At 70.5% G+C, this 7,276-nt stretch carries 7 protein-coding genes; all 7 read left to right on the forward strand.

Annotated elements, in window-relative coordinates; all coding sequences use genetic code 11:
- Nucleotides 1-207 precede the first annotated feature (207 nt).
- The 7 genes from fgd to ABIE38_RS18050 all read left to right on the forward strand — a co-directional run bounded on the left by fgd (nucleotide 208) and on the right by ABIE38_RS18050 (nucleotide 7,224).
- Complete coding sequence (gene fgd / locus ABIE38_RS18020) at nucleotides 208-1,227, forward strand: glucose-6-phosphate dehydrogenase (coenzyme-F420) (RefSeq protein ID WP_354058647.1); 1,020 nt, start codon at nucleotides 208-210, stop codon at nucleotides 1,225-1,227.
- On the forward strand, nucleotides 1,224-1,862 hold the full coding sequence (locus ABIE38_RS18025) for a suppressor of fused domain protein (RefSeq protein ID WP_354058649.1): 639 nt from the start codon (nucleotides 1,224-1,226) through the stop codon (nucleotides 1,860-1,862). Before fgd ends, ABIE38_RS18025 begins: the two co-directional genes overlap by 4 nt.
- 3 nt (nucleotides 1,863-1,865) lie before the next feature.
- Nucleotides 1,866-2,465, forward strand: a complete 600-nt coding sequence (locus ABIE38_RS18030) for a methylated-DNA--[protein]-cysteine S-methyltransferase (protein WP_354058651.1) — start codon at nucleotides 1,866-1,868, stop codon at nucleotides 2,463-2,465.
- A gap of 93 nt (nucleotides 2,466-2,558) precedes the next feature.
- Nucleotides 2,559-3,917, forward strand: coding sequence for an ergothioneine biosynthesis protein EgtB (gene egtB, locus ABIE38_RS18035; protein ID WP_354058653.1), 1,359 nt, complete (start codon nucleotides 2,559-2,561; stop codon nucleotides 3,915-3,917).
- The gene (egtD, locus tag ABIE38_RS18040) at nucleotides 3,914-4,900 is read left to right on the forward strand and encodes an L-histidine N(alpha)-methyltransferase (protein ID WP_354058654.1); all 987 of its coding nucleotides are present in this window, start codon (nucleotides 3,914-3,916) and stop codon (nucleotides 4,898-4,900) included. Before egtB ends, egtD begins: the two co-directional genes overlap by 4 nt.
- Before the next feature lie 232 nt (nucleotides 4,901-5,132).
- Nucleotides 5,133-6,413, forward strand: coding sequence for an HNH endonuclease signature motif containing protein (locus ABIE38_RS18045; RefSeq protein ID WP_354058656.1), 1,281 nt, complete (start codon nucleotides 5,133-5,135; stop codon nucleotides 6,411-6,413).
- A gap of 205 nt (nucleotides 6,414-6,618) precedes the next feature.
- Nucleotides 6,619-7,224: an AAA family ATPase gene (locus ABIE38_RS18050; protein WP_502914804.1), complete on the forward strand. Its 606-nt coding sequence runs from the start codon at nucleotides 6,619-6,621 to the stop codon at nucleotides 7,222-7,224.
- Nucleotides 7,225-7,276: the final 52 nt, after the last annotated feature.

A 7,276-nucleotide genomic window follows, 5' to 3' on the forward strand; every position in this document is an offset into this window, starting at 1 on the left:
TCGACTCACCTGAAGGTGGTACCTGGCGAGAAGTACGGAGATGTCCACGGGTTCTCAGTGGTCCGGGCGTGAAGTGCGAGGTCGCTAGGCTGAGACCCCACGGCTGTCAAGTCCGGAACTCTCTGGCGATGGCGCTGGCATACTCGGTTGCAGTGCCCCGACCACCGCGTCGGTGAAGTCACTCACACAACCCACGAGGAGTCGTCGATGCCCCCCACCTCCGCACTGAAGCTCGGCTACAAGGCCTCGGCCGAGCAGTTCGGCCCGCGCGACCTGGTCGAGTACGCGGTCCTGGCGGAGCAGGCGGGCATGGATTCGGCCACGGTCTCGGACCATTTCCAGCCGTGGCGCCACGACGGCGGACACGCCCCGTTCTCCCTGGCGTGGATGACAGCGGTCGGGGAGCGCACCGAGAGCCTGCAGTTGGGCACCTCCGTGCTCACGCCCACGTTCCGCTACAACCCGGCGGTGCTGGCACAGGCCTTCGCCACCATGGCGTGCCTCTACCCGGGTCGCATCTTCCTGGGCGTGGGCACCGGCGAGGCGCTCAACGAGATCGCCACCGGCCATCAGGGCGAGTGGCCCGAGTTCAAGGAGCGGTTCGCCCGCCTGCGCGAGTCGGTCCGCCTCATGCGCGAGCTGTGGACCGGCGAGACCACCAATTTCGACGGCGATTTCTACACCACCAAGGACGCGTTCCTCTACGACGTGCCCGAGGGTGGGGTGCCGGTCTACATCGCCGCCGGTGGACCCGTGGTGGCCAAGTACGCGGGCCGGGTGGGTGACGGTTTCATCTGCACCTCGGGCAAGGGTATGGAGCTCTACACCGACAAGCTCCTGCCGGCGGTGGAGGAGGGCGCCGGGATCAACGACCGCGACTCCTCCCGGATCGACCGGATGATCGAGATCAAGATCAGCTACGACCCCGACCCGGCCGCTGCGCTGGAGAACTGCCGCTTCTGGGCGCCGCTCTCGTTGACGCCCGAGCAGAAGCACTCGGTGGACTCGCCGCGGGAGATGGAGCGCCTGGCCGACGAGTTGCCCATCGAGCAGGTCGCCAAGCGCTGGATCGTCGCCTCGGACCCCGACGACGCGGTGGCGCAGGTCAAGCAGTACGTCGATGCCGGACTGAACCACCTGGTGTTCCACGCGCCGGGCCACGACCAGAAGCGGTTCCTGGACCTGTTCAAGACCGACCTCGAGCCGCGGTTGCGTGACCTGGCGTGAGCGGCGCGAGCACCGTCCCGGGCCCGGACAAGGCTGACCTCTCCGGCCTCGAGGGCCTCCTCGACGTGGCCGAATCGGTGCGAGTCCTGCGCTATCCGCACGAGACGGAAGCCGATGAGGAGGGTCAGACCACTCAGTGGCACTGCGACATCGTCGTCGTCGACAACGTCCCCGCGCCCGGGTTCACCACCTACGCCACCGTCGGCGCCCGGGAGCTTCCCACCAACGTCACCACTCCCGACGGTCGGCAGATCCGCAGTGAGTTCGTCACCGTCGGCCGCACCGGACACCGCGCCATGGCCGACGTCCTGGACGCGTGCGCGCTGGCCGTCGCCACCGGGTCCATCCACGTCGCACCGGGCGCGGTGATCCCGGGCGCGGTGGGGCTCGTCGACTCCGGCCGGCGCTGCGAGCACCTGGTCCTGACCCCGCCGTTCCTGTGGCCCGACCTCCAGGTGGTCGACGAGACCGGCGGCCCGGACGGCACCGGACCACTGCTCACCCGGCTGCAGGCCGTGCCGATCACCTCCGCCGAGATGTCGGCCGTCGCGCGCGACGGCGCCGACGCGCTGTTCGCGCTCCTCGATTCCGCCGACGCCGATGTGACCAACCCGGACCGGCCGAGCGTGGTGTGAGGCGTGGCATCTCCCCGCCAGACCGCCGGTAGGGCCGTGCGGGTGCTCGACACGGCCGCCGGCCGTATGGTCGCCGAGGCCACCCCGCGTGGCCTGGCGCGCCTGGACCAGGTGGGGCCGGATCAGGACGTCGCATCGTGGTTCGCTGTGGACTCATCGGGCGACGACGACGAGGTACGCGGTTCCGAGCCCGGCGCGGCCGCTGAGTACCTCGACCGGGTGGCGGAGCAGCTCGAGGCATACTGCGCCGGCCGCCTGCGGCAGTTCGACATCCCGGTGGACTGGGCCGCCGCCGGCGTGCACGACGAGTTCTCCCGCGAGGCCTACCGCGAGATCCAGCACATCCCGTACGGCGAGACCTCGACCTACGGGCAGATCAGCGTGGACGCGGGCCGGCCGCGCAACGCCCGGCGGGTGGGGCGGTTGTGCACCCTCGTGCCGGTGCCGTTCGTGATCCCGGTGCACCGGGTGATCCGCGCCGACGGCGGGATGGGCAACTGTCCCGAGTACCGCCTCCGACTCCTCGAGCACGAGCGGCGCAACCTCGCGGCCGCGGCGCCGGTGCCGTTCCGCAGCACCGGGAGCTGGAGCGCTGGAATTTAGGAGTCGGGTCATCCGAACAGCGGTGGGCACCGAACCACCCCGTGGTTAGTCTGGCGGCAGTCCGACCGCCGACCACGAACCCGGGGAGATCCCATGACTGTCGGAGATGTCACCACCGAAGGGCCACAACCTGTTCCGGGGCACAGCGCCGGGGCCGCGGTCGAGAAGTTCCTGCGCGTCCGCCGGCTCACCGACCTACTGGCCTCCCGCCTGAGCGCCGAGGACCAGATCCCGCAGTCGATGACCGCCGCCAGTCCCGCGGCCTGGCACCGGGCGCACACGACGTGGTTCTTCGAGGAGTTCGTGCTGGGTCGGCTGCCGGGTTATTCCTCGCCCGAGCCGGTCTTCCGCTTCCTGTTCAACTCCTATTACGAGGCCGTCGGTCCGCGGCAACCCCGGCCCCAGCGCGGGCTCATCACCCGCCCGTCGGTGGCGGAGATCGGTGACTTCCGGGCACGCGTCGACGACGCGGTGGTGGCCGCGCTCGAGGCGGGCCGGGTCGACGACCGGGGGCTGGAGTTGCTCGAGCTGGGCTGCCACCACGAGCAGCAGCATCAGGAGCTGATGCTCATGGACGCCAAACACCTCTTCTCACACAATCCGACCGACCCCGTCTACGTGCACCGGTCCGCGGACCCGGTCGCCGCGACGCCGGGGGAGACGGAGTGGCTCGACGTCGTCGAGGGGGTCGCCCGGGTGGGCGCCCCGGACCCGGCCGACCGCTCCGGGTCCTCCCACGAGGACCTGCCCTCCGGCGGTTTCTCCTACGACAACGAGCGGCCGCGTCACCGGGTGTGGCTCCCCGGCGGCCAGGTGGCGACCCGCCAGGTCACGGTGGCCGACTGGAAGGAGTTCATGGCCGACGGAGGCTACGCCCGCCCTGAACTGTGGCTCTCCGACGGGTGGGCCGCCGTGCAGGACGAGGGTTGGGACGCGCCCGGGTACTGGAGGAGCGAGGACGGTGCCGCCGGGAGCGCCTCCGCGGGCACCGCCGGGGCGCCTGCCGCCGACGGCGAATGGACCACCTTCACCCTCTCGGGTCGCCGTCCGATCGTGGACGCCGAACCCGTGTGCCATGTGTCATTCTACGAGGCCGACGCGTACGCCCGGTGGATTGGGGCCCGCCTGCCCACCGAGTTCGAGTGGGAGGTCGCCACCGCCGGCTGGGGGATCCGCGACGAGCTCGATCCTGACCGCTGTCACCCGCGACCCGTCACGGAGCGGACCATCGGCGGCGTCTGGGAATGGACCTCCAGCGCGTACCTGCCCTACCCGGGGTTCGTCACCGAGGAGGGCGCCGCCGGCGAGTACAACGGCAAGTTCATGTCCGACCAGCACGTCCTGCGCGGCGGCAGCGCCCTCACCCCGGCCGGCCACACGCGGCCCACCTACCGGAACTTCTTCCCCGCCTCATCCCGGTGGGCGGCGACGGGACTGAGGCTCGCCCGATGACCGACACCGAGAACCCGACGACGACCACGACGACGACGAAGGCCACCGATCCCGACACCGCCGCACTGGAATCGGACCTGCGCGAGGGCTTCTTCTCCGACCCGCCCACCCTGCCGCCGCGCTGGTTCTACGACGAGAAGGGCAGCCTGCTGTTCGACCAGATCACCCGGGTGGCGGAGTACTACCCCACGCGGGCCGAGGCCGAGATCCTGCGGGCCCGCGCCGGTGACATCGTGGGCGCGGTCTCGACGGTGGTCGAGCTCGGGGCCGGGACCTGTGAGAAGACCCGGGTGCTGCTCGACGTGCTGGCGGCCGGGCGCGCGGATGCGGGATTCGTGCCCCTGGACATCAGCACCGAGATGCTCTTCGAGACCGCCCGCGCGCTCGAGCAGGAGTATCCGGGCCTGCGGATCGACCCGCTCATCGGTGACATCACCGCACTCGACGGGCCGCTGCCGGGTGAGCCGGGTGGACGGCTGGTGTTGTTCCTCGGCGGGACCGTCGGCAACTTCAGTGAGTCACAGCGCGCCGGGTTCTTCCGGATGCTGCGCGGGATCATGTCCCCGGGGGACCGGCTGGCCGTGGGATTCGACCTGGTCAAGAGTCCGGACCGACTGGTCGCGGCCTATGACGACGCCGCCGGGGTCACCGCCGAGTTCAACCTCAACATGCTCGACGTGATCGCTCGAACCGTCGAGTGCACGGGCCTCGACCGCCGCGACTTCCGGCACGAGGCCGTGTGGAACGGCGGGGAGAGCCGGATCGAGATGTGGTTGCGCGTGGTGCGCGACGTGCGGATCGACTTCCCGACGCTCGGGCGGGGCCGCACGCTGGCCGCCGGTGAGGGGATCCGCACCGAGATCGCCCGGAAGTTCGAGCCACACGCGCTCATCGATGAGCTCGCGGGGCACGGATTCGGCGGTCAGGCGGTCTGGACCGATGCGGCCGGCGACTTCGGGCTGGCCCTCGTCGTCGTCGACTAGGTAGTCAGTACAACTAGGCCCTGTCTCGATTGCCGGTCAACCAGGCCCTGGCCCGACGGCCGGATGGGAGGAGTCCGCTCGCCTCGGTCAGTATGTCTCCCCACCGGATGGAGAAGTCGGTTACCGCCAGTTCCTTGAGGAGTCGGCTACCGCCAGTTCGCGCAACAGGACGTTCCACTCGAACAAGTCGGCCGGCCGGGCGGTGTCGTACGTGTGTTCTATAGTCCGGATCATGGAACAGGGAGTGTGGGACGCACCGGGGCAGGGGCCGGAGACGGCCACGCTGGCTGACGTTCTCGCGTTTCTCGAGGCCTCCGTGGAGAGCCTGTGCCAGGTCAACTGGTCGGATCATGACGCGGAGGTGCTGGTCGACGCCGTGGGACGCGCCGAGATCGTGGGCCGTCGGCTGGAGGCCGCCGGAGCGCGCGCGAGTGCCGAACTGGCGGGCCTGCACCGGCAGAAGGGTCGTTCCGCCGGGGGTGTCGCCGCGTTGCTCGCGGAGAAACTGGGCCTGGCCCGAGGCGTCGTACACGGGCGGATCGAGGCGGGCGGCAGGCAGGCCACCCCGGCCGGGCGGGCGGCGGCGGTCGGGGAGATCACCGCCGAGCACGAACGGATCATCTCCAGGGCTGTCGCCGGGCTGCCCGGGACGATGGGCGGGGCGGCCAAGATCAGATTCGCCGAGGAGTTGACAGAGTTCGCGTGCACGGTCGCCCCGGCGCAGTTGCGGGCGGAAGCAGCCCGCCGAATGGCCGCCCTGTGTCCCGACCGGGGGAAGGGCCGGGAGGACCACCAGGAGCGGCAACGGGCGGCCCGACTGGGCGCGGTCAGGCCCGACGGCACCAGCACGCTGACCATGATGCTGACTCCTCGCGCCCGGGCTCTTGTCGAGCGTGCGCTGTGCGACTTCGGCGGACCCGGAGGGGCCGTGGCCTGCGAACCCGGGTCGGATGAGCGCACCCCGGAGCAGCGGGCGCACGACGCACTCGTGCACCAGTGGGCACTCGGGTCGACAGTCGACCCTGCCCGGCCCAAGGGGATCGCCACCATCGTCGTGCGCGTGACGCCGGAACAGCTCGAGGAACCCACCGCGCTGGTGGAGACCGACTCCGGCACCCAGCTCAGCGTCCGTCAGGCCGTCTCGATGGCCGGGGCGTTGCCGTGGTTCGTCTCGCTGTTGCGCGACGGTCGCGAGGAACTTCACCGGATCGACGTCGACGCCCGCCCCGACAGGCGTCTGGCCTCCGCCATCCAGCGACTGGTCCTCTACGCGGCGCACGGAGGGTGCACCTTCCCGGGGTGCACGTCACCCGCCAGGAGGAGCCAGTTCCACCACGTGAGGGAGTGGTCGCGTGGCGGATCCACGACCGTCGCCAATGGGGCGTTGGGGTGTCCCGTCCACCACGCGTTCGTCGGCGACGGCCCGTCGGCGTGGACGACCGTCGCGGACCCCGGGTCGCCTGGGCGCTGTACATGGCTGCCGCCCGGTGTCGACAGGCTCACCGATGTCTGACCCGTCCCCTCCCGGCAGCTCGTCAGCCCCACCCGGCATCTCGCTGGCGCGGCCGCACGTCGGGGCGCGCGGCGGGCCTGCATGGCGTGTACGAGGTGTGCCGGCGCGCTCGCGCTGTCACAATGCCCTCGTGCCCGATTCCCCCGTATCCGAGACTCTCCCGCCCGAGTCCGACGCTCCCACGATTCCGTCTCCGGTGACCGACATGCCCCTGTCGTCCTCCGCCGTGTACGTGGCGGCCCCCGAGGGTGACACCGGGAAGTCGACCGTCGCCCTCGGCCTCCTGCGCATTCTCGCCGGAACCGTACAGAGGGTCGGGGTGTTCCGCCCTGTCACGGTGGCGCCACGCGTCGTCGACACCGATACGGGCACCGGCACCGGCACCGGCACCGGCACCGGCCCGGACACCGAGCCCGCGCGCGACCGCATCGTGGAGATGCTGCTCCAGCACACCACCGTGGACCTCGCCTACGAGGACTGCATCGGCGTGACCAACGACCGCGTGCACGAGGACCGCGACTCGGCGCTGGCGGAGATCGTGGACAGGTACCACGCGGTGGCCGGTCAGTGCGATGTGGTGGTGATCCTCGGTACCGATTACACGGGCGTGCCCAGTCCCACCGAGTTCGACTTCAACGCCACCCTCGCCGTGAACCTCGGGGCGCCCGTCCTCCTGGTGATCCGCGGTGCCGACCGGACACCAGGGGAGATCGGAACCAACACCCGGTTGACCCTCGAGGAGCTCAGGGTGGAGCACGCGCACCCGGTGCTTGAGTTCAGGTGGTCAGTGCAACGCCTATTGAGGTGTTGAGGATATCGGTCGGGGTCTTCCATCCCAGGGTCTTTCGGATCCGGGCGTTGAG

Origin of the sequence: Dietzia sp. 2505 (genome assembly GCF_040546785.1) — a bacterium.
GTDB lineage: Bacteria > Actinomycetota > Actinomycetes > Mycobacteriales > Mycobacteriaceae > Dietzia.

Coding starts and splice junctions, on each gene's coding strand:
- fgd (WP_354058647.1), top strand. CDS start 208: ATGCCCCCCACCTCCGCACTGAAGCTCGGCTACAAGGCCTCGGCCGAG.
- egtB (WP_354058653.1), top strand. CDS start 2,559: ATGACTGTCGGAGATGTCACCACCGAAGGGCCACAACCTGTTCCGGGG.
- egtD (WP_354058654.1), top strand. CDS start 3,914: ATGACCGACACCGAGAACCCGACGACGACCACGACGACGACGAAGGCC.
- ABIE38_RS18045 (WP_354058656.1), top strand. CDS start 5,133: ATGGAACAGGGAGTGTGGGACGCACCGGGGCAGGGGCCGGAGACGGCC.
- ABIE38_RS18050 (WP_502914804.1), top strand. CDS start 6,619: ATGCCCCTGTCGTCCTCCGCCGTGTACGTGGCGGCCCCCGAGGGTGAC.